19 protein-coding genes are annotated in these 20,269 nt (G+C 67.3%); 7 read left to right on the top strand and 12 right to left on the bottom strand.

The window, feature by feature from the left end; genetic code table 11:
- Positions 1-42 precede the first annotated feature (42 nt).
- From NS365_RS08000 to purU, 7 genes are all read left to right on the top strand, one after another.
- The gene (locus NS365_RS08000; RefSeq protein WP_058599755.1) at positions 43-1,029 is read left to right on the top strand and encodes a GlxA family transcriptional regulator; all 987 of its coding nucleotides are present in this window, start codon (positions 43-45) and stop codon (positions 1,027-1,029) included.
- 113 nt (positions 1,030-1,142) lie between these two features.
- A complete protein-coding gene (locus tag NS365_RS07995; RefSeq protein ID WP_082684503.1) occupies positions 1,143-1,790 on the top strand; it encodes a helix-turn-helix domain-containing protein in 648 nt (215 codons plus the stop codon).
- Between the two features lie 127 nt (positions 1,791-1,917).
- Entirely contained in the window at positions 1,918-2,829 is a 912-nt protein-coding gene (locus NS365_RS07990) for a class II glutamine amidotransferase (RefSeq protein ID WP_058599753.1), read from the top strand.
- 99 nt (positions 2,830-2,928) lie between these two features.
- Positions 2,929-3,615: a GXGXG domain-containing protein gene (locus NS365_RS07985; protein WP_058599752.1), complete on the top strand. Its 687-nt coding sequence runs from the start codon at positions 2,929-2,931 to the stop codon at positions 3,613-3,615.
- A 17-nt stretch (positions 3,616-3,632) separates the two neighbouring features.
- A complete protein-coding gene (locus NS365_RS07980; RefSeq protein WP_058599751.1) occupies positions 3,633-4,958 on the top strand; it encodes an FMN-binding glutamate synthase family protein in 1,326 nt (441 codons plus the stop codon).
- 160 nt (positions 4,959-5,118) lie between these two features.
- Complete coding sequence (gene glnT / locus NS365_RS07975) at positions 5,119-6,426, top strand: type III glutamate--ammonia ligase (protein WP_058599750.1); 1,308 nt, start codon at positions 5,119-5,121, stop codon at positions 6,424-6,426.
- 32 nt (positions 6,427-6,458) lie between these two features.
- Positions 6,459-7,343, top strand: a complete 885-nt coding sequence (purU, locus tag NS365_RS07970; RefSeq protein WP_058599749.1) for a formyltetrahydrofolate deformylase — start codon at positions 6,459-6,461, stop codon at positions 7,341-7,343.
- 22 nt (positions 7,344-7,365) lie between these two features.
- Here the strand turns inward: purU and NS365_RS07965 are convergent, their stop codons facing one another.
- The 12 genes from NS365_RS07965 to NS365_RS07910 all read right to left on the bottom strand — a co-directional run bounded on the left by NS365_RS07965 (position 7,366) and on the right by NS365_RS07910 (position 20,163).
- Positions 7,366-8,073 (bottom strand): GntR family transcriptional regulator, encoded by a 708-nt coding sequence (locus NS365_RS07965; RefSeq protein WP_058599748.1) that lies wholly within the window; start codon positions 8,071-8,073, stop codon positions 7,366-7,368.
- 39 nt (positions 8,074-8,112) lie between these two features.
- Positions 8,113-9,195, bottom strand: a complete 1,083-nt coding sequence (locus tag NS365_RS07960; RefSeq protein WP_058599747.1) for an ABC transporter ATP-binding protein — start codon at positions 9,193-9,195, stop codon at positions 8,113-8,115.
- Positions 9,192-9,992: an ABC transporter permease gene (locus tag NS365_RS07955; protein ID WP_058599746.1), complete on the bottom strand. Its 801-nt coding sequence runs from the start codon at positions 9,990-9,992 to the stop codon at positions 9,192-9,194. Before NS365_RS07955 ends, NS365_RS07960 begins: the two co-directional genes overlap by 4 nt.
- A gap of 1 nt (position 9,993) precedes the next feature.
- Entirely contained in the window at positions 9,994-10,869 is an 876-nt protein-coding gene (locus tag NS365_RS07950) for an ABC transporter permease (RefSeq protein WP_058599745.1), read from the bottom strand.
- 83 nt (positions 10,870-10,952) lie between these two features.
- Positions 10,953-11,972, bottom strand: a complete 1,020-nt coding sequence (locus NS365_RS07945) for an ABC transporter substrate-binding protein (protein ID WP_058599744.1) — start codon at positions 11,970-11,972, stop codon at positions 10,953-10,955.
- Positions 11,973-12,243: 271 nt separating this feature from the next.
- Positions 12,244-13,707 carry an aldehyde dehydrogenase gene (locus NS365_RS07940; protein ID WP_058599743.1) on the bottom strand — a complete coding sequence of 488 codons (1,464 nt, stop codon included), beginning with the start codon at positions 13,705-13,707 and terminating at the stop codon, positions 12,244-12,246.
- A 4-nt stretch (positions 13,708-13,711) separates the two neighbouring features.
- Positions 13,712-14,752 carry an LLM class flavin-dependent oxidoreductase gene (locus NS365_RS07935; RefSeq protein WP_058599742.1) on the bottom strand — a complete coding sequence of 347 codons (1,041 nt, stop codon included), beginning with the start codon at positions 14,750-14,752 and terminating at the stop codon, positions 13,712-13,714.
- Between the two features lie 4 nt (positions 14,753-14,756).
- Entirely contained in the window at positions 14,757-15,683 is a 927-nt protein-coding gene (locus NS365_RS07930) for a flavin reductase (protein WP_058599741.1), read from the bottom strand.
- 22 nt (positions 15,684-15,705) lie between these two features.
- Complete coding sequence (locus NS365_RS07925) at positions 15,706-16,494, bottom strand: alpha/beta fold hydrolase (protein ID WP_058599740.1); 789 nt, start codon at positions 16,492-16,494, stop codon at positions 15,706-15,708.
- A complete protein-coding gene (locus NS365_RS07920; protein ID WP_058599739.1) occupies positions 16,469-17,065 on the bottom strand; it encodes an amino acid synthesis family protein in 597 nt (198 codons plus the stop codon). The genes NS365_RS07925 and NS365_RS07920 overlap by 26 nt, the downstream gene beginning before the upstream one ends.
- 892 nt (positions 17,066-17,957) lie before the next feature.
- On the bottom strand, positions 17,958-19,334 hold the full coding sequence (locus NS365_RS07915) for an aspartate aminotransferase family protein (protein ID WP_058599738.1): 1,377 nt from the start codon (positions 19,332-19,334) through the stop codon (positions 17,958-17,960).
- A 37-nt stretch (positions 19,335-19,371) separates the two neighbouring features.
- The gene (locus NS365_RS07910; protein ID WP_058599737.1) at positions 19,372-20,163 is read right to left on the bottom strand and encodes an aldolase; all 792 of its coding nucleotides are present in this window, start codon (positions 20,161-20,163) and stop codon (positions 19,372-19,374) included.
- Positions 20,164-20,269: the final 106 nt, after the last annotated feature.

Here is a 20,269-nt window from a genome sequence, read left to right as displayed (position 1 = left end):
CTTGGCTTGCCTCAGAAAGACACATCCTGATACGTCAGAGACATGAATGCGCTTCCTGACCCATCCACCCCATCCACCGCCTCGGAGCGGATCGGCTTTCTGCTTCTGCCGGGATTCGCCCTCATGTCCTTCGCCTCGGCGAGCGAGCCGTTCCGCGCGGCCAATATCCTGGCCGGGCGCGCGCTCTATCGCACGGTGGCCTTTGCGGAAGGGGGCGGGCGCGTGCGCTCGTCCGGTGGGGCGGAACTGGAGGCGGCGGCGCTGCCGGCGCGCGACTGGGGGCTGGATATGCTCTTCGTCTGTGCCGGCGGCTCGCCGGAGGCGTGGCACCGGCCGCTCGTCCACGCCGCGCTGCGCCAGGCCGCGAGCGAGGGCGTGCGGCTCGGCGGCATTTCGGGCGGCTCCTTCGTGCTGGCGGCGGCAGGCCTCCTGCGGGGCCGGCGCTTCACCATCCATTGGGAACACACGCCGGCGCTGCGCGAGGCCTTTCCCGACCTCTCGCCCGAGCAGGCGCGCTTCGTGATCGACCGGGATCGGCTGACTTGCGGCGGCGGCGTCGCGCCACTGGACATGACCCATGCGCTGATCGCCGAGCGCATGGGCGCCGATTTCGCGCGGCGTGTCTCGGACTGGTTCCTCCACACCGAGATCGGCGCGGCGGCCGGGCCGCAGCGCGGCTCCCTGCCGGAGCGATACGGCGTGCACCATCCCGCCCTCGTCGCGATCCTCGGCCAGATGGAGGCGAGCGTCGAAGCGCCGCTCAGCCGGCAGGCCATGGCGCGGCTGGTGGGCCTGTCCACGCGGCAGGTGGACCGCCTGTTTCGCGAGCATCGCGGCACGACCTTCGCGGCGGAGTATGGCCGGCTGCGGCTCGACCATGCCGCGCGCTTGCTTCGCGAAAGCCCGCTGTCGGTGGCCGAGATCGCGTTCGCCACCGGCTTTTCCAGCGCGAGCCATTTCTCGCGCCGCTTTCGCGAGGCCTTCGGCCGCAGCCCGGCCGAGGCGCGCGCGGCCCATCGCCCGGCCTGACGCTTTTTCTGGACGCGGCCGCCCATCCCCTCCATGTGGAAAGGGGAACGAGTTGGAAAGGCGGGCGGATGGCGGGGTCGGACAGGCGGGACGAAGGCGGGTCTTCCGAGACGATGCGCGTCGAGGCGGCGCCCGTCCTGGCGCAGGATCCCCATGCCGTGCGCGAGCCCCGGCAGAACAATCTGGAAATGGCGATCGGGCTGGAGGTGCGCGCGCGGCGCAAGGACCTCGGCATCACCGTGGCGGATCTCGCCAGCGCCACGGGCCTCTCACCCGGCATGCTCTCCAAGATCGAGAACGGCAATATCTCGCCCTCGCTGACCAGCCTTCAGGCGCTGGCGCGGGCTCTCGGCCTGCCCATCACCGCCTTTTTCCGCCGCTACGAAGAGGTGCGCAACGCCGTGTTCGTGCGCGCGGGCGAGGGGGTGGAGCTGGAACGGCGCGGCACCCGCGCGGGCCACCAGTACAACCTTCTCGGCCATATCCACGAGAACACGAGCGGCGTCACGGTCGAGCCTTATCTCATCACGCTCACCACCGATTCCGACGTGTTCCCGACCTTCCAGCACGCCGGCATGGAGTTTCTCTACATGCTGGAGGGCGAGGTCGTGTACCGCCATGGCGACCAGCTCTTCCACATGCGTCCGGGCGACAGCCTGTTCTTCGACGCCGATGCACCGCACGGGCCGGAACAGCTCGTCACCCTGCCGAGCCGCTATCTCTCGATCATCGCCTATCCACAAAGCGCCGCCGCGCCCTGACGCCAGCAGGCTGCCTATGAAGAAGGCAATTGCCCAATATTTCTTCTGAGGAATTTTTTATTCTTCTTAGTTGATTCCCGCCCGCGTCTTGGCTTACGTTCCGTCCAACGAAAGACGGAGACCGGCCATGTGCGGCATCGTTGGATTGTTCCTGAAAGACCCGGCCCTGGAGCCCCAGCTCGGCGCTCTCCTGTCGGACATGTTGATCACCATGACCGATCGCGGGCCGGACTCGGCCGGGATCGCCATCTACGGCGGCGAGGCGGAGGGGCAGGCCAAGCTCACCGTGCAGTCGCCCGAGCCCACGAGCGATTTCGCCGGGCTTGAGGAGAAGCTGGCGGAGGTCTCCGGCGGCTCGGCCCGGGTCGCCGTCAAGAGCACCCATGCCGTGATCACGGTGGCGGAAGACAGGCTGGAGGCCGTGCGCGAGGCGCTGGCGGGGATTTCTCCGTCGCTGCGCGTCATGGGCGCGGGCACCAGCGTCGAGATCTACAAGGAAGTCGGCCTGCCCAAGGATGTGGTGGCCCGCTTCGGCGTGTCGGGGATGCGCGGCACCCATGGCATCGGCCACACGCGCATGGCGACGGAATCGGCGGTCACGACCATGGGCGCGCACCCCTTCTCGACCGGGGCCGACCAGTGCCTCGTGCACAATGGCTCGCTCTCCAACCACAACAATCTGCGCCGCGAGCTGGTGAAGAAGGGGATGCGCTTCGAGACGACGAACGATTCCGAGGTCGCCGCCGCCTATCTCACCGCCGAGATGGAGACGGGCAAGGATCTGGGCGAAGCGCTGACCGGCGCGCTCGACGATCTCGACGGGTTCTTCACCTTCGTGGTCGGCACGAAATCGGGCTTCGGCGTGTTGCGCGATCCGATCGCCTGCAAGCCCGCCGTGATGGCCGAAACCGATCAATATGTCGCCTTCGGCTCGGAATACCGCGCGCTCGTGAACCTGCCGGGCATCGAGACGGCCCGCGTCTGGGAGCCCGAGCCCTCCACCGTCTATTTCTGGGATCACGACAAGGCCGCCGCCTAAGGCGCGCCCGTTCCAGGCTTTTGTTTTTCGCATTGTCCGGGCGCGAAAGCCGACCCGGCTTTCGCTGGAAATGCTCTAGCTCCATCGAAGGATCATTCCATGCCCGTCTTCGACTTGGCTGTCACACCGCTGCGTGAGCTGAACCAGGCGCTTCATGCCGTTCCGGCCGGCACCAACGACACGGCGTTCGAGGTGGTGAACCCGCGCGGCGCCCATTCCGTGGCAGTCGGCATTGACAGCCCGCTCGCCGTGCAGGTGAAGGGCTCGGTCGGCTATTACTGCGCCGGCATGAACGACGGCGGCACCGTCACCGTCGAGGGCTCGGCCGGGCCGGGGGTCGCCGAGAACATGATGTCGGGCACGGTCGTGATCGAGGGCGACGCCTCGCAATATGCCGGCGCCACCGGCCGAGGCGGGCTTCTTGTCATCAAGGGCAATGCCGCGTCCCGCTGCGGCATCTCGATGAAGGGCATCGACATCGTGGTGCATGGCTCGATCGGCCACATGTCGGCCTTCATGGCGCAGTCCGGCAATCTCGTGGTGCTGGGCGATGCCGGCGACGCGCTCGGCGACTCTCTCTACGAGGCGCGCCTTTTCGTGCGCGGCTCGGTGAAGAGTCTGGGCGCGGACTGCATCGAGAAGGAGATGCGCCCCGAGCATTTCAGCGCCTTGGGCGAGCTTCTGGCCAAGGCCGGCGTCGAGGGCGTCTCGCCCTCCGAGTTCAAGCGCTACGGCTCGGCCCGCACGCTCTACACGTTCAACATCGACAACGCCGACGCGTATTGAGGCGGGAAGACGGACCGATGAGCTATCAGAACCCTCCCATGCCGCCGAAGAAGTCGGCGACCTTCGACGACCACACGATGGCGGAAATCCGTCGCGCGGCGGCGACCGGCATCTACGACATCCGGGGCGGCGGCACCAAGCGCAAGGTGCCCCATTTCGACGATCTCCTGTTTCTGGGCGCGTCGATCTCGCGCTATCCGCTGGAGGGATACCGTGAGAAGTGCGACACCTCGGTCACGCTCGGCACGCGCTACGCCAAGAAGCCGATCCACCTGAAAATCCCGATCACCATTGCGGGCATGAGCTTCGGCGCGCTGTCCGGCCCCGCCAAGGAGGCGCTCGGGCGCGGCGCGACCATGGCCGGCACCTCGACCACGACGGGCGACGGCGGCATGACGGACGAGGAGCGTGGCCATAGCCAGACGCTGGTCTACCAGTATCTCCCCTCCCGCTACGGCATGAACCCCAAGGACCTGCGCCGGGCCGACGCGATCGAGGTCGTGGTCGGGCAGGGGGCCAAGCCCGGCGGCGGCGGCATGCTGCTCGGCCAGAAGATCAGCCCCCGAGTCGCCAAGATGCGCAACCTGCCCGAAGGGATCGACCAGCGCTCGGCCTGCCGCCACCCGGACTGGACGGGGCCGGACGATCTCGAAATCAAGATCCTGGAACTGCGCGAGATCACCGATTGGGAAAAGCCGATCTACGTCAAGGTCGGCGGCTCGCGGCCCTATTACGACACCGCGCTCGCCGTGAAGGCCGGGGCCGATGTCGTGGTGCTGGACGGCATGCAGGGCGGCACGGCGGCGACGCAGGACGTTTTCATCGAGAATGTCGGGATGCCGACGCTCGCCTGCATCCGCCCCGCCGTGCAGGCGCTTCAGGATTTGGGAATGCACCGCAAGGTGCAGCTCATCGTCTCGGGCGGCATCCGCTCGGGCGCCGATGTCGCCAAGGCCCTGGCGCTCGGGGCCGACGCGGTCGCCATCGGCACGGCGGCGCTGGTCGCGATCGGCGACAACGACCCCAAATGGGAAGCCGAGTATCAGGCGCTCGGCACCACGGCCGGCGCTTATGACGACTGGCACGAGGGCAAGGACCCCGCCGGCATCACCACGCAGGACCCCGAGCTGATGAAGCGGGTGGACCCCGCGCTCGCGGGCCGGCGCCTCGCCAATTACCTCAAGGTCATGACGCTGGAGGCGCAGACCATCGCGCGCGCCTGCGGCCACAACCACCTGCACAATCTCGAACCCGAAGACCTCGTGGCGCTGACCATCGAGGCCGCCGCCATGGCGCAGGTGCCGATCGCCGGCACGGGCTGGATTCCCGGCAAAGGCTTCTGAGAGGTTTTGGGAAGCACGCCGGCGGACCAACCCGACCGGCCTTCCCCACAGGCTCCGACAGTCACGACCACACGACCGGCGCGTCTGGAGGAGAGCGCGCCGGTCCTTCTCCCCAGCATGGCCCCATCCTTTCGATCCGCAACCGCGCAAGGGTTCCGCGATGACCGTCGATCTCTCCGCCTATGCCGCCGAGCGCGGTATCCGCTATTTCATGATCTCCTATACCGATCTCTTCGGCGGGCAGCGGGCCAAGCTGGTGCCGGCGCAGGCCATCGGCGAGATGGCGCGCGACGGCGCGGGCTTTGCGGGTTTCGCCACCTGGCTCGACTTGACGCCCGCCCATCCCGATCTCTTCGCCGTGCCGGACGCCTCGGCGGTCATGCAGCTGCCCTGGAAGCGGGACGTCGCCTGGGTCGCGGCCGATTGCGTGATGGACGACAAGCCCGTCGATCAGGCGCCGCGCGTTCTTCTCAAGCGCCTGATCGAGGAAGCGGCCTCGGAAGGCTTGCGGGTGAAGACCGGCGTCGAGCCGGAATTCTTCCTCGTGACGCCCGACGGCCAGCAGATTTCGGACGCCTATGACGCGGCCGAGAAGCCCTGCTACGACCAGCAGGCGCTGATGCGCCGCTTCGATGCGATCGCCGAAATTTGCGACGGGATGCTGGAACTCGGCTGGAAGCCTTATCAGAACGACCATGAGGACGCGAACGGCCAGTTCGAGATGAACTGGGAATATGACGACGCGCTCAAGACCGCCGACAAGCACTCCTTCTTCAAGTTCATGACCAAGTCGGTGGCCGAGAAGCACGGGCTGCGCGCGACCTTCATGCCCAAGCCCTTCAAGGGCCTGACCGGCAATGGCTGCCATTGCCATATCTCGGTCTGGAACCTCGAGGGCACGCGGAACGCCTTCGCCGACAAGACCATGCCCTTCGCCCTGTCGGAGCAGGGCCGGCACTTCCTCGGCGGCATCATGAAGCACGCCTCGGCGCTGGCGGCGATTACCAATCCGACCGTCAATTCCTACAAGCGCATCAACGCGCCGCGCACCATCTCGGGCGCGACCTGGGCGCCGAACTCGGTCACCTGGACCGGCAACAACCGCACCCATATGGTGCGCGTACCCGGACCGGGGCGCTTCGAGCTGCGCCTGCCGGACGGGGCGGTGAATCCCTATCTGCTCCAGGCGATCATCATCGCCGCCGGGCTCGACGGCATCCGCACCAAGGCCGATCCCGGCCCGCATCGCGACATCGACATGTATCGCGAGGGCCATACGATCACCGACGCGCCCCGCCTGCCGCTCAACCTTCTCGACGCGCTTCGCGAATACGAAAAGGACGACGGTCTGCAAGACGCAATGGGCCGCGAATTCTCCTCGGCTTATCTCACCCTCAAGCGCCGCGAGTGGGACAGCTATTGCAGCCAGCTCACGGCCTGGGAGCACGAGACGACGCTCGACGTCTGAGCCGTTCCGCTCGCCCTGATGGAGACCCGGCGATGAGCCAATATATCCTGACCGTGACCTGCCGCTCCACGCGCGGCATCGTGGCGGCCATCTCGACGCATCTAGCGGCCAAGGGCTGCAATATCGTCGATTCCGCGCAGTTCGACGATCTCGACACCGGCCGCTTCTTCATGCGCGTCGGCTTCAACTCGGAAGAGGGGGCGGACCTCGCCGGCGTCGAGGCGGGCTTTGCCGAGATTGCGGCACCCTTCGCCATGACCTACGCTTTCCATGACGCGGCGCAGCGCATGAAAGTGCTCTTGATGGTCTCGCGCTTCGGCCATTGCCTCAACGACATTCTCTACCGCTGGCGCATCGGCGCGCTGCCGATCGAGATCGTCGGCGTGATCTCCAACCATCTCGATTATCAGAAGCTCGTGGTGAACCACGACATTCCCTTCCACCACGTGCCGGTGACCAAGGCCAACAAGCCGGACGCCGAGGCGCGCATTCTCCAGATCGCGGAGGAGGCGGGGACCGAACTGATCGTGCTCGCGCGCTACATGCAGGTTCTGTCGGACGCGATGTGCCAGCGCATGTCGGGCCGCATCATCAATATCCACCACTCCTTCCTGCCGAGCTTCAAGGGCGCCAATCCCTACAAACAGGCCTATGAGCGCGGCGTGAAGCTGATCGGCGCGACGGCGCATTACGTGACCGCCGATCTCGACGAAGGGCCGATCATCGAGCAGGACGTGGCGCGCATCACCCATGCGCAATCCTCGGCCGATTACGTGACCATCGGCCGGGACGTGGAAGCGCAGGTCCTCTCGCGCGCGATCCACGCCCATATCCACCACCGCGTCTTCCCCAATGGCGACCGCACGGTGGTCTTTCCGGCGTCCCCCGGCGGGTACGCTTCGGAGCGTATGGGCTGAACGCTCGCGGCGAGCCTTCCGATCAGTCGCCCTGCCGTGCCAGAAGCGCCTGGGCGATGCGCGAGGCTTCGGCGACATGGGTGGCAGCGGCATTCGCGGCGCGCTCCTTGTCCCGCGCGCGAATGGCGGCGATCATGCGCGCCATCTGCTCCGGCCCCTCGATATCGCGGCGCTCGGTCTTGATCGTGAGGGAGCGCAGATGGTTGATGCGCGCCGTCAGCGAGCTGACGATGCTCCAGGCGACATCGCAGCCCGCCTCCTCGAAGAGGATGCGGTAGAATTCGCTGGTCTCGGCCAGAACCTGCCGCCCGTCCCGCACGCCATAGGCGGCCTTGATGCGCCCGAGAACGACCTCCAGCCGGTCGGCGGCCTCCGGCCCCTTGCGCTCGGCGCAGGTGCCCGCCGCCAGCGCTTCCAGCGCGCCACGAATGTCGTAGATCTGCCGCGCCTCGTCCAGCGTCGTCTCGGCGACGATCGGCCCCTTCTGCGGCAGGATCGACACCAGCCCTTCCGATTCCAGATGACGCAGCACCTCGCGCACGATGGTGCGGCTGACGCCGAGCTGCTCGCACAGGTCGCGCTCCACCAGCCGCTCGCCGGGCTTGAAATAGCGCTCCAGAATGGATTCGCGCATCTTCTCCAGCGTCAGCTCCCGCAGCGTGCGTTGCGGGCGCTCGACGCGCAGGCGCGTGCGGCGCGGGTCGGGGGCCGTGGAGCTTGCCACTGTCATGATCGTTCCGTTTCCTGTCGATGTCCCGATCTGTCTCTATCAGCAGAAGACATGCGTGGCGTGTGGATCGAAGCCAAGCCACACCGTATCCCCTTTCGACAGGCCGCTGATCGCCTCGTGGCCGAAGGGCAGGCGCACCGACACCGTCTCGCCCCAGCTGGTGCGCGCCGCGACATGGACGTTCGAGCCCAGAAACGTCATGTCGTCCACCCGCACGGGCAGCGTGCGCGCGTTCTCGGGTTGGCGGCGATGGAGGTGCAGGCGCTCGGGGCGCAGGAGCAGAGCGCCCTCGTTCCCCCGATGCCCGCCGCCGTGGACGGGCACGCCCGGCACGACGAGATCGGGGCCGAGGCGGACATCCGCGAGATGCCCGTCGGACGCGAGCACCGCGCAGGACAGGAAATCGCTGTCGCCGATGAACTCGGCGACGAAGCGCGTCGCCGGCTCGGCATAGAGCTGCGAGCCCGTGCCGACCTGATCGATCACGCCTTTCGAGAAAACGGCGATGCGATCGGACATGCGCAGCGCCTCTTCCTGGTCGTGCGTGACATAGAGGATCGTCACTTCCGTTTCCTGGTGGATGCGCCGGATTTCGTGCTGGATTTCCTCGCGCAGCTTCTTGTCGAGCGCCGAGAGCGGCTCGTCCATCAGAAGCACCGGCGGGTCGTAGGCGAGCGCGCGGGCCAGCGCCACGCGCTGCTGCTGGCCGCCCGACATCTGCGCGGGCTTGCGATCCTCGAAGCCTTCGAGCCGGACGAGGCGCAGCATCTCGCGCACCTTGGCGTCGATCTCGGCCTTGGAGCGCCGGCGCACCTTCAGGGGGAAGGCGATGTTCTCGCCGACCGTCAGGTGGGGAAACAGCGTGTAGCGCTGGAACACCATGCCGATCTGGCGCAGATGCGAGGGCGTGGAGAGAAGCGACTGGCCGTTCAGGAGAATGTCGCCCGAGCTGGGCGACTCGAAACCGGCCAGGATGTAGAGCGTCGTGGACTTGCCCGAGCCGGACGGGCCGAGAAAGGTCATGAACTCGCCGCGACGGATATCGAGATCGACATTCTGGACGGCGACCAGCTTGCCATATTCCTTGCGGATGCCACGGATTTGCAGGAACGGATCGCTCACGACTTGAGTCCTTTTCGCACCAGGGCGGCGAGCACCATGAGGGCGATGGTGAAGAGGACGAGCAGCGTCGAGGCGCTGGCGATGACCGGCGTCAGGTCCTGCCGAAGCACGGTCCAGATGCGCACCGGCAGCGTCTGGAGTGTCGGGCTCGCCATGAAGATCGCCAGAACCACTTCGTCCCACGAGGTCAGGAAGGAAAAGATCGCCGCCGAGAAGAGCCCGTGCCCGATCGAGGGAAGCGTGATGCGGATCTTGGCCTCCAGCGGGCTCGCGCCGCAGAGCACGGCCGCATCCTCGATCGACTTGTCGAACCCCTCCAGCGCGTTGGTGATCGCGAGGATCGAGAAGGGCAGGGCGACCACGAGATGGGCGATCACGAAGCCCGTCACCGTGCCGTTCAGCCCGACGCGCAGGAAGAAGGCGTAGAGCGCCACCGCCAGCACCACGACGGGCAGGATCATCGGCGTCAGGAACAGGGCTTTCAGCGCCTCGCGCCCCCGGAACCGGCCGCGCACCAGCGCGAAGGAGGCGCAAAGCCCGATGCCGACCGAGAAGAGCGTGACGAGACAGGCGATCTGGAAGCTGACCCAAGCCGCTTCCAGCCAGCGCGGATCGGCGAAGAACTCGGCGTACCAGCGCAGCGTCCAGGAGGGCGGCGGGAAGATCAGCCATTGCGACGAGCCGAAGGAGAGCGCCGCGATGAAGAGGATCGGCAGGAGCAGGAAGGCCGTCGTCAGAAGCGTGATCGCGATCAGGACATAGCGCCACCAGCCGAGGCGCTCGAAATGCAGAAGCATGTCAGCGCCCTCCCATTTCGGATGTGCCGAAGAGCTTGAGCTGCAGCGCGTAGAGCGCCAGCGTCACGACGAGGAGCACGAAGGCCGCCGCGCTGCCCATGCCCCAGTTGACGAGCGACTGGACGAACTGGGCGACGAGTTCGGCGAGCATCATGTTGGACGTGCCGCCGAGCAGCGCGGGCGTCACGAAATAACCGAGCGACATGACGAAGACCATGAGCGCGCCTGCCGCCATGCCGGGCGCGGCCAGCGGCACGAGAACGCGCCAGAGGCACTGCCAGCGCGTCGCTCCGCACAGCGCGGCCGCCTGGAGAATGGCCGGGTCGATGCGCCGGATGACGCCATAGAGCGGCAGGATGATGAAGGGCAGCATGATATAGACCATGCCGATCGTGACGCCGACGAGATTGTTCACGAGCGTCAGCGGCTGGCTGATGATCCCGAGATTCATCAAGGTCTTGTTGATGATGCCGGTGCGCTGGAGAAGCACCATCCAGGCATAGGTGCGGGCCAGGAGGTTGGTCCACATCGACAGAAGCAGAATGGCGAAGACGATGCGCGACCAGCTCGGCGGCATGATGGCGAGCGACCAGGCCACCGGAAAACCGATCAGGACGGCGAGCGCCGTCACGAGGCCGGACACGGTGAACGTGTTCAGGAATACGCGCAGATAGGTCTGGGAGCCCAGCAGCGTCTCGTAGTTCTGAAGGCCCGGTTGGGGTTCGAGAACGCTGCGCAGAAGCAGCGACACCACGGGTACGACGAAGAAGACGAAGAGAAGCAGCAGCGCCGGGACCGCCGGGCCGAGCCCGGCAGGCAGCCAGCGCCGCCGCTGCGGGCGCGCGATCAGGGCCGGACTGTTGGTGAGATGGGACATGGTCTCTCGCCCTTCTGGGTCAGGGGCAGGGAAGCGGAAGCGCAGGCGAGGCGGCGCGTGGGGCCGCCTCGATCCGCCGCTCCTTACTGGGCCTGCCAGGCGTACCAGCGGGTGCCGATCTCGTCGCGGTGCTGCGCCCAATAGGTCATGTCGGCATTGACCTGGCTCGCCTTCTGCTGGTCCGGCAGGGTCTTGGCGACGGCGGGGTCCATCAGGGCGGGGGAGCCGGTGTTGGTCGGGGCGTATCCCGTCAGCGCCGCCATCTGGGCCTGCGCCTCCGGCGAGGTCGCGAAGGCGATGAACTTCATCGCGTTCTCCTTGTTCTTCGTGCCCTTGGGCACGACGAGGGCGTCGGCGGCGGTGATATTGCCGTCCCAGGAGGTCTCGACGGGCACGCCGTCATGGGCGAGCGCGGTCAGGCGTCCGTTCCAGAAGGAGCCGTAGGGCGCTTCGGCGGAGGCCAGAAGCTGCTGCGACTGCGCGCCGCCCGACCACCAGATGATATCCGACTTGATCGTGTCGAGCTTCTTGAAGGCGCGGTCGAGGTCGAGCGGATAGAGCTTGTCGGCGGGCACGCCGTCGGCCAGAAGCGCCGCCTCGATCACGCCGGGGGCTGACCATTTGTAGAAGGTCCGCTTGCCCGGAAACTTGGCGGTGTCGAAGAGGTCGGCCCAGGTCTTGGGGCAGGCGGCGACCGCGCCCGAATTGCAGCCGATCACGAAGGAATAATAGAAGGAGCCGACCGAATGGTCGGTGACGAAGCGCGGGTCGAGCTTGGTCTTGTCGATCACGCCGAAGTCCAGCGGCTCCAGAAGCCCCTGCTGGCCCGCTTGCACGGCATAGTCGCCCTCGACATCCACCACATCCCAGGTGACGCCCTTGGCCTCCACCATGGCCTTCAGCTTGCCGTAGTCGGTCGGCCCGTCCATCAGGACGTTGACGCCGGCCTTGGCCGCGAAAGGATCGGCCCAGGCCGCCTTCTGCGCGTCCTGCGTCGTGCCGCCCCAGCTGGTGAAGACCATGTCGGCGGCAGACGCCGGCAGGACGACGACGATCGGCGCTGCGGCGGCGAGAAGCGCCGAGAGAAGGAATGCGCGTTTCATGAGATTTGTGCTCCGAGGGTTCGAGGGGCTGTCACGGTCTGCATTCCGCCCGGCGCGCCTTGCTCGCGCGCCGGTCCTCCCTGGCCCCGGTCCGGGGCCGATCCGTTGGAGCCCGTTCGACGACCCGTTCGGGTCGGCCCAGCGGGTCCTTTTCGCCCCCGTTTCGTTGCCAATGTCAGTCGATGCTGACCTAGCGTCGACTGCGTTTGGCTGATCACGGGGACAAAAATTCCCTCGCCGGCCCTCCGCCGACGGGTTGTCGAACGGGCTCTCAGCGCATCACGAACGGGTCCGGGATCGGATCGTCCGAGGTGCGTAGCCAGACGGTTTTCGTCCGTGTGTAGTCGAGCGCGGCGGCGAGCCCGCCTTCGCGCCCGTGGCCGGACCGCTTGAACCCGCCGAAGGGCGCGATGGGCGAGACGGCGCGGTACGTGTTGATCCAAACGACGCCCGAGCGGATGGCGCGGGAGACGCGATGCGCCCGCGTCAGGCTCGTGGTGAAGATGCCGGCCGCGAGGCCGAAGGCCGTGTCGTTGGCGAGCCGGATCGCCTCCGCCTCACTGTCGAAGGACACGACCGACAGGACAGGGCCGAAGAACTCCTCCGCCAGCGAGGGCGAGGCCGCGCCGTCGCAGTCGAGAATGGTCGGCGGGTAGAACCAGCCCGCGCCCTCCGGCACCTGCCCGCCCGTCACCAGCGTCGCGCCGGCCTGGAGCGAGCGATCCACCAGCCCCTGAATATGCTCCCGCTGGCGCCGCGTGCAGAGCGGGCCGACCTCCGTCGCGCGGTCGAGCGGCGCGCCGATGGCGACGCGCTCGGCCTTTTCGCTCAAGAGCGCCAGCATCCGCTCCTTGGCGGCGCGCTCCACCAGAAGGCGCGAGCCCGCGACGCAGCTCTGGCCCGTCGCCGCGAAGATGGCGGCGACCTGCGCATTGGCCGCGCTCTCCAGATCGGCGTCGGCAAAGACGAGGAAGGGCGACTTGCCGCCCAGCTCCAGCGAGGTCGAGGCGAGGTTCTCGGCCGAGCCGCGCACGATATGGCGCGCCGTTTCCGGCCCGCCCGTGAAGGCGACATGGGCGACGAGCGGATGGCGCGTCAGCGCCGAGCCGCAGGCCGGGCCGAAGCCGGTGAGGATATTGACGACGCCCGGCGGAAAGCCGGCCTCATGGACGAGCCGCGCGAATTCCAGAAGCGGGGCCGGCCCGTCCTCGGAGGCCTTGACCACGAGCGTGCAGCCCGCCGCCAGCGCCGGCCCGAGCTTGACGGCGGCCAGGAAGAGCTGGCTGTTCCACGGCACGATGGCGGCGACGACGCCGACCGGCTCGCGCCGCGTCCAGACCTCCATATCTGGCTTGTCGATCGGCAGGACCGCGCCTTCGATCTTGTCGGCCAGCCCCGCATAATAGCGGTAATAATCCGCGACATAGGCGATCTGCGCCGATGTCTCGCGGATGATCTTGCCCGTGTCGCGCGTTTCGAGCTCCGCCAGAACCTGCGCATTCTCAGCCACGAGATCGGCGAGGCGGTAGAGAAGCTTGCCGCGCGCGCTCGGCGTGAGGCGGGGCCATTCGCCTTCCCACAGCGCCCGGTCGGCCGCGCGCACCGCGCGGTCCACATCGCCCTCGCGCGCTTCGGGCATCTCGGCCCAGGGCGCGCCGGTGGCGGGGTCGAGGCTTTCGAACCGCGCCTCGCCATCGGTGAAGGCGCCGTCGATATAGGACTGGAAGCTTCGCATCGGATCAGGCTCCGAAGGCCGGCATGACCTCGGCGATGAAGCGTTCGAGCGAGGCTTTCTTGCGCTCGAAGCTCATGCCGGTGTCGATCCAGAAGGAATATTCGTCATATCCCATGGCCTCGTAGGCCTTGATGCGCTCGATCACCTCGCCGGGTTCGCCCACCACATTGTTGCGCCGCATGGCGTCCGCCGAAATCATCGGATTGGCGGCGAGTTCCTCGGGCGACAGGCGCTCGATCAGGCCCTGATGGACGGGCCGCTCGTTCTTGAACCAGGCGAAGAAGTAGGCGTAGTAGACCGAAAGCTCGCGCGCGGCCTCGGCGACATCGGCTTCGTCCGAGCCGACATAGGTGTGGCGCAGGAGCATGATCTTCGGCCGCGCTTTCTCCGGGTGCGCCGCGCAGGCCGCCTCGAACCGCTCCATCAGAGTCTGCGTTTCGCCATCGTCCTGCCAGAGGGGCGTCACCTGCACGTTGCAATCGTTGGCGACGGCAAATTCGTGGCTGTTGGGATCGCGCGCCGCCACCCAGATCGGCGGCCCCCCGGCCTGCACGGGCTTGGGCGCGGAGGTGGTGGACGGGAAGGTCCAGAACTCGCCCTCATGGGCATAGTCGCCGGCCCAGATGTTCTTCACCGCCGGGATCAGCTCGCGCATCCGCTGGCCCGCGCCCCAGGCGTCGAGGCCGGGGTGCAGCCGCTCGTATTCATAGGAATAGGCCCCGCGCGCGATGCCGAGGTCGAGCCGGCCGCGCGTGATGAGATCGGTCATCGCCGCCTCGCCCGCCAGCTTGATCGGGTGCCAGAAGGGCGCGATCACCGTGCCCGTGCCGAGCCGGGCCTGTTTCACGCGCGAGGCGAGATCGGCGATGGTGACGAACGGGTTCGGCGCGATGGTGAAGTCCATGCCGTGATGCTCGCCGGTCCAGATCGCATGCATTCCGCCCCGGTCGGCGATCTCGCAGAGCTGGAGAAACTCCTCGTAGAGGTCTTCCTGCCGCTGGCCCGCGTCGAGGCGCTCCATATGGACGAAAAGGGAGAACTTCATGGGGTCAGGCCTTTCGTGCCAGCGGATGAACCTGGCCGGCGGTCTCATTGCCGACATAGACGCCGAAATTGCCGAGCGCCCGCTCGGACACGAAGCGCCTGAGAATGTCGGCGGCGTGGGTCGTTGCGAGCCGGTCCATCGGCAATGCGTCCAAGGGGAAGAAGCGGCCCGTCTTCGGCTCGCCCGCTTCCGCGACGGAGCGATAGACGATGTTCTGACGCCGGCCCGCGCGGTCCTCGAACACCGAGAAGAGATAACCGGCCGCGATCTCCAGCCCGAGCCGTTCGGCGAGATCGGCCTCGATCGCCGCCACCGGATCGCGCTCGCCGAGGATCGTGCCGGGCAGGGCGAAACGCCCGTCCGCTTCGGACACCAGCAGGATCTCGCCCGCGCGCTCCACCACGGCCGAGACGATCGTCTCCTCGTTCGTGGCGGCGCGCGCCGCCTTGGCTTCGAGCGAGGGCGTGAAATAGCCGCCCCGGACATAGCCGAGCCCGTTGCGACCGGAATTCTCGAAGCCGCCGACGCGCCCGATCAGGATGGCATGGTCGCCCGCGTCCACGATCCGGTCCGTCGTGCAATCGAACCAAGCCGCCGCCGCCGGGAAGACCGGGGAGCCCACCGGCCCGTCGCGCCAGTCCACCGCCGAGAACCGATCCTCGACCGGCCGCGCGAAGGTGTTGGAGACGTCCTTCTGATCTTCGGCGAGGATATTGACCGCGAAGCCGGACGCGCCCGTGACATGGGCATAGTTGCGCGAGGTCTTGGCGAGGCACACCAGAAGCAGCGGCGGGTCGAGCGACACGGAGGCGAAGGAATTGGCGGTGAAGCCGATCGGGCCGCCCTCAGCGGTTCGGGTGGTGACGACGGTGACGCCGGTGGCGAAAGCGCCGAAGGCGTCGCGCAGGGCGCGGGGGTCGAAAGAGGTCATGCCGTTTCCTCCGGGGAGTTCGTCAGCGTCGCAACCAGTCCGATAAAAGCCGGTTCACCTCGTCCGGCGCGGTGAGGTTCACCATATGGCGGTGGCCCTCGATGATGGCGGCCTCGCCCTTGGGCGCGGCCTCGGCCATGCCCCGGCTCATGGCGGGCGTGGAATTGGGGTCGCCGTCGCCCGTCACGAACAGGGCGGGGCATTCGATCTCGGGCCAGGTATCGGCATAGGTCGCGTCGCCGCCGGCAAAGGCGGCATAGGCCGTGGCGTAGCCGGCCGGGTCCACGCGGCTGAGCCAGCCGCGCGTCAGGCGATAGGCGGGTTCATGCTCCGCGCCTTCGCCGAACCAGCGCCGGAGCGGACCGTCGAAATCGACCGCGCCGCCTCCGGCGATCTCGGCCGCGCGGGCGAGAACGGCGGCCCGCGCTTCAGGCGAGCGGCGATAAACGCCGTTGAGCAGCGCGACGCGGGCGATGCGCGGGCCGAAGCGCGCGGCCGAACCGCCGGCGATCAGCGCGCCCATGGAATGGCCCGCGAGATTGACCCGGTCCAGCGCCAGTTCATCGAGCGTGCGGCCGAGCCAGTCCACGAAGACTTCGAGCGGCGCGCCCGCCGGCAGGGCCTTGCTTTCGCCGTGCCCCGGCATATCCAGCGCGATAACGCGGTGCGTGCGCGACAGGGCCTCGATCTGCGGACCCCAGGCTTCCAGCCGCATCCCCACGCCATGCACGAGGACGAGCGGCTCGCCCGAGCCGGCCTCGTGGAAAGCGGTGCCGCCCGCCGTCCTAGACCGCTGCGGGGTTGGCGACATCGTGGCCCAGATCCTTGAGGTCCTGATAACGGTCGCCGATGCGGTGGTGCGGACGCCCGCCCACGGACGCGCCGAGCGCGACGAGAATTTCGTTCGCCGCCGGTGCGTCGGGCACCGAGGTCTGGATGGTCAGGTAATGGGAGCGGCGGCCCTCGTCGTTCTTGTCCATGAGCGGGATCATGACGGGCGCGTTGGCGGGCCCTCGGGTGTTGCAGAAGGCGAGGTAGGATTTCGCGCCGACCGCCTGCCGGTAATGATTGCCGAAACGCAGCGTGTGGATCAGTGCCGAAGCGTGCTCGATCTCGCCGTCGAGCCCGACCACGGCTGACTTGCCATAGGCTTCCACCGCCTCGCCCGAGCCGACCGCGTCGAGGATCATGCGGGTCAGAAGCTCGCCCAGGATCGGTGCGCCGGCATGGATCTCGGGCTTCAGATCTTCCACGAAGCCGCGCCCGGCCCAAGGGTTCCGCACCACTGCGATGGCGGTGAAGAGCTTGAGCGGAACCGGTGCCGCCTTGCCGCCCTCGACCAGGGTCGTCTCGACCTGCAGCAGCGTTTTGCGAATGTCCATCTCAGGAAGCCCTCTCGACCTTCAAAACGTACCGTATCATGGTATACCAAAATACGATCTGTCAATTGCCCGTTGCAACGTGGTTCGTCGCGATCCGAAGGAAGGTTGCCGGACGTCTTCATTCGACCTCTTGAAGGGACGCGGTCAGCGCGTTGCGAGCCTATGTGCCCTGGGCGGAAGCAGCAGAGGATTGGGGGGCTTCGTCCACAGGAAGCCGACGCCACATGGCACGAGGGAGGCCGACACCGATCATCGACGAGCCCTCGACGTCATCCACGCGGAGGCGCCATCCTGCTGCCAGCCCTGGTACGAGTCGCGCAGCCTCGGAAGCGATATCGCAAGCGGAACCAGAGAGAGCGACGCGAGGACCGTCGCCGACGAGGGCAGCCAGCGTCTGCTCGTCATTCCCGACGTCGGACCGCTCGACGTCACGGCGATGGTCGCGGCCGTGGCTGTTGGCGTTGAGTTCAAGGGGGCGGTGACATCGCTGCCTGGCTCAGCCTTGTTTCACGCCAGCATCCCAAAGGCGGTCCGTCGACCCTGCCCGGCATGTCCAGGCGCGGCAACAGCCATCTGCGGCGTCTGTCTGTTCACGGAGCTAGGTCTGCGAGAGCGACAAGGGAGCTCGGTCCGTGGCTCGATCCGCTCCAGACGCGCGTGCACGAGACCGTCGCCGTCCGGCAGACCATGAAAGCAACCGCCCCTCGTCGGCATCCTCCCAAGACGGACGCAGTCTGCGCCTTCCTTGAAAATCGCCGTCTTCACCGACTTTTCCTCGTCCCGCCGCCGCGATCACAAAAAGAAAATTCCAGCTCGAAGCGGTCCGATCTTCTGAAGACCCGTCGATCGCGAGCCCCACCTCTGTCGGCGGGGCTCACGCATGGCTCCCCGATCAGCCGAACACGGCCGTCAGCGCGCCGTCGATGGCGGCGGTGATGGCGTCGATCTCGGCGGCGCTGACCACCAGCGCCGGGGCAAGGCAGAGCGTGTTGTTGAGGCCGGGGATCGAGCGGTTCGACGCGCCGATCATCACGCCGCGCGCACCCGCTTCCGCGATCACGCGCGCCACGCTCTTCTCGTCCACCGGCTCCTTGGTCGCGCGATCCTTCACCAGCTCCGCGCCCTGGAACAGGCCGAGCCCGCGCACATCCCCGATCACGGCGTGCTTCTCTTTCAGCGCCAGGAGGTTGGCCCGCAGCCGCGCGCCCATGGCGAGGCAATTGTCCAGCAGCCCCTCGTCCTCGATGATGCGCATGTTTTCCAGCGCCGCCGTCGGACCCGCCGTGCAGCCCCCGAAGGTCGAGATGTCCCGGAAATGGGCCATCGGATCGGCGTCGTCCTTGAACTTCTCGAACACCGCCTCCGTCGTCACCGTGCAGGAGATCGCCGCGTAGCCGGACGCCACGCCCTTGGCCATGGTCACGAAATCAGGCTGGACGCCAAAATTCTGGTAGCCGAACCAGGTGCCCGTGCGCCCGAGGCCGCAGACCACCTCATCGATATGGAGAAGGATGTCGTACTTGCGGCAGATCTCCTGCACGCGCGGCCAGTAGCCCTCGGGCGGCACGATGACGCCGCCCCCGGCGGTCACGGGTTCGAGGCACAGAAGGCCGATCGTGTCCGGCCCCTCGCGCAGGATCACCTCCTCGATGGCGTCGGCCGCCCGCTCGCCATAGTTCTCGACATCCCACTGCTTGCGGTATTCCAGGCAGTGCGGAACCATGACGAAGCCGTCCGGGTACGGCCCGTACATGGCGGCGCGCTGCAGCTGGCCGGAGGCGGCGAGCGTGCCGATCGTGGTGCCGTGGTAGTCGCGCTCGCGATAGAGGATCTTCCATTTCTGGCCGCCGTGATGGCGCTCGGCGATCTGCCGGACCATCTTGAAGACCTTCTCGTTGGCCTCCGAGCCGGAATTGTTGAAATAGACGCGCGACAGGCCGGGCATCTTCTCCAGAAGCTTCTGCGCGAAAAGCGAGCCGGGGATGGAGCCGGCGGACTGGGCGAAATAGTTCAGCTTGACGAGCTGGTCGCGCACGGCGTCCGCGATGGAGGTTCGGCCATAGCCGACATTGACGGTCCAGACGCCGCCCGACAGCGCGTCGAGATATTCGCGCCCCGCCGCGTCCCAGACCTTGAGCCCCTTGCCCTCCACGATGATGCGCGGATCGTTGGTTTCCAGCGGCTTGTGCTGGAGCATGTGGTGCCAGACATGCCGGCGGTCCGCCTCGATGATCGGGCGAAGATCGTTGGGATGGGGGATGGCGTTCATGAGGGCGGTCCTGAAACGGGAGGAGAAGGGCGCTGCGTCAGTGCATGAAGTCGGGTTCGGAGCGGGCGAGCTGGCGCTTGACGCTATCGAGATGCAGTCGCGCGCTCTCGGGATCGCCTTCGCGCATCTGGCGATAGGCGCGCTCGGCGATGGCGGGGGCGATGGGCTTGAGCGGGCGGCCGAGCGACATGGCCTTCACCTGCGCTTCGGCGGCGCGTTCCAGATAATAGAGATCGTCGAAGGCCTCGGCGATGGTCGGCCCCAGCACCATCACGCCATGGTTCTTCATGAAGACGATGTCGGCCTCGCCGATCGTGGCCGCGATGCGCTGGCCCTCGGTCTCGTCCAGCGCGAGGCCGTTATAGTCCTCGTCCACGGCGGTGCGGCCGTAGAATTTCAGCGCCGTCTGCCCGGCCCAGACGAGCGGCGGGCCTTCGGTCATGGCGAGCGCCGTGGCGTTGGGCATATGCGTGTGGAAGGCGGCCGTGGCGCGCGGCAGCGCCTTGTGCAGCTGCGCGTGAATATAGAAAGCCGTCGCCTCCGGCTGGCCCTCGCCCGCGATCACATGACCGGCGAAGTCGCAGATCAGGAGCTTGGAGGCGCTGAGCTCCGCAAAGGCCCAACCATAGGGATTGACGAGAAACAGATCGTCATGGCCCGGCACCACCGCCGAAAAATGGTTGCAGATGCCTTCCTGCAGGCCCAGCCGAGCGGCCATGCGAAAGCAGGCCGCCAGATCGATCCGCGCCTGCCGGACGGCGTCCGTATCGAGCGACTGGTTGCGCAACAGCGCCGGCGCGCCGGCCTGGACGGTGAATTCATGGGCCAAGGCGGGTGGTCTCCTGAAATGGCGGGGACACGCGGTGCCCCGCGCCGGACGCAAGGGTCCGGCGGTGATGGAAAGGCGGAAGAAACCGGGCGGCTCGCCCGGCGGC

Source organism: Aureimonas ureilytica (assembly GCF_001475935.1).
In the GTDB taxonomy this organism is placed as follows: domain Bacteria; phylum Pseudomonadota; class Alphaproteobacteria; order Rhizobiales; family Rhizobiaceae; genus Aureimonas; species Aureimonas ureilytica_A.
Note: the sequence above shows the minus strand (reverse complement) of the source record. Positions and strands in the feature narration are given on the sequence as shown.

Bases quoted from the DNA above. Each gene is read 5' to 3' on its own strand.
- NS365_RS08000 (WP_058599755.1), top strand. From the start codon at position 43: ATGAATGCGCTTCCTGACCCATCCACCCCATCCACCGCCTCGGAGCGG.
- NS365_RS07995 (WP_082684503.1), top strand. From the start codon at position 1,143: ATGCGCGTCGAGGCGGCGCCCGTCCTGGCGCAGGATCCCCATGCCGTG.
- NS365_RS07990 (WP_058599753.1), top strand. From the start codon at position 1,918: ATGTGCGGCATCGTTGGATTGTTCCTGAAAGACCCGGCCCTGGAGCCC.
- NS365_RS07985 (WP_058599752.1), top strand. From the start codon at position 2,929: ATGCCCGTCTTCGACTTGGCTGTCACACCGCTGCGTGAGCTGAACCAG.
- NS365_RS07980 (WP_058599751.1), top strand. From the start codon at position 3,633: ATGAGCTATCAGAACCCTCCCATGCCGCCGAAGAAGTCGGCGACCTTC.
- glnT (WP_058599750.1), top strand. From the start codon at position 5,119: ATGACCGTCGATCTCTCCGCCTATGCCGCCGAGCGCGGTATCCGCTAT.
- purU (WP_058599749.1), top strand. From the start codon at position 6,459: ATGAGCCAATATATCCTGACCGTGACCTGCCGCTCCACGCGCGGCATC.
- NS365_RS07965 (WP_058599748.1), bottom strand. From the start codon at position 8,073: ATGACAGTGGCAAGCTCCACGGCCCCCGACCCGCGCCGCACGCGCCTG.
- NS365_RS07955 (WP_058599746.1), bottom strand. From the start codon at position 9,992: ATGCTTCTGCATTTCGAGCGCCTCGGCTGGTGGCGCTATGTCCTGATC.
- NS365_RS07950 (WP_058599745.1), bottom strand. From the start codon at position 10,869: ATGTCCCATCTCACCAACAGTCCGGCCCTGATCGCGCGCCCGCAGCGG.
- NS365_RS07945 (WP_058599744.1), bottom strand. From the start codon at position 11,972: ATGAAACGCGCATTCCTTCTCTCGGCGCTTCTCGCCGCCGCAGCGCCG.
- NS365_RS07940 (WP_058599743.1), bottom strand. From the start codon at position 13,707: ATGCGAAGCTTCCAGTCCTATATCGACGGCGCCTTCACCGATGGCGAG.
- NS365_RS07935 (WP_058599742.1), bottom strand. From the start codon at position 14,752: ATGAAGTTCTCCCTTTTCGTCCATATGGAGCGCCTCGACGCGGGCCAG.
- NS365_RS07930 (WP_058599741.1), bottom strand. From the start codon at position 15,683: ATGACCTCTTTCGACCCCCGCGCCCTGCGCGACGCCTTCGGCGCTTTC.
- NS365_RS07925 (WP_058599740.1), bottom strand. From the start codon at position 16,494: ATGTCGCCAACCCCGCAGCGGTCTAGGACGGCGGGCGGCACCGCTTTC.
- NS365_RS07920 (WP_058599739.1), bottom strand. From the start codon at position 17,065: ATGGACATTCGCAAAACGCTGCTGCAGGTCGAGACGACCCTGGTCGAG.
- NS365_RS07915 (WP_058599738.1), bottom strand. From the start codon at position 19,334: ATGAACGCCATCCCCCATCCCAACGATCTTCGCCCGATCATCGAGGCG.